Origin of the sequence: Kistimonas scapharcae (assembly GCF_039540975.1) — a bacterium.
GTDB lineage: Bacteria > Pseudomonadota > Gammaproteobacteria > Pseudomonadales > Endozoicomonadaceae > Kistimonas > Kistimonas scapharcae.
This window is the reverse complement of the sequence record NZ_BAABFL010000185.1, coordinates 1-737: the sequence shown is the minus strand read 5'-3', so window position 1 is coordinate 737 and position 737 is coordinate 1. Positions and strand designations below refer to the sequence as shown.

Genomic DNA, 737 nt, shown 5'->3' with positions numbered 1-737 from the left:
GACGATTTTCTATAAATATCAATCACTTAACCGTTCCCAAATGCTTCCCGACCGGAAATGACCGGGAAGCATTTTTTGCCCTTGTTTTCTATTGCATATCAGACAGTTACATCCACTTCCTCGAAAAAATCTCCTTCCCAAATGCTTCCCAAAGCCCGTTTTGGGAAGCATTTGGGAAGCATTTTCGAAAGATTCAAAAGGCCATTTCAGCCCCTTATAAACGACATTGTTTATATACATTTCAGCCGCCATTTGACGGCTCATACGAGGTCAGCTCCCTGTCCGAAAATACCCTTTCCCTGGGCAAACTGACCGCTCCTCACATCGAGCCATTTATGCTCCCTGGAGTTCGCCGCCATGCCCTTGACCAGTCTTGGCGGATGCTCGTTAAGGAGGGTTTGAACCATCTCCTCAAGCCGCTTTTTCGAAATCTGGTGGAAGGCTCTGGGTAATCGGTTGCGCTGTTTGTAGACACCGTTCTCCCCGGTATGGGTAAAGGGATGCCCCCGCTCAGCCGCCTCGCGGATGGCGGTGGTCAACATGCCTAACAGTCTGTATTCCGGTTCTTCCAGTTGTTTCAAACGGCGGGTGGCATCTTCCAGTAATCCGGTATCGGCTCGCAGGAAGGTCCGCACCTTGCGATTGGCCGGCCCATTGGCCTTAACGACCGCGCCCTGGTACACAGCCCGTTCCTGATAAGGCTGATTGAGACAGTTAAAGACCAGATGGGCTTTTTC

General features: G+C 50.9%; 1 protein-coding gene. It reads right to left on the bottom strand.

What is annotated here, in order from left to right; genetic code table 11:
- Positions 1-260 precede the first annotated feature (260 nt).
- Positions 261-737 (bottom strand): hypothetical protein (locus ABD892_RS10300; protein WP_345195537.1); only part of this gene is annotated, 477 nt, incomplete at its 5' end.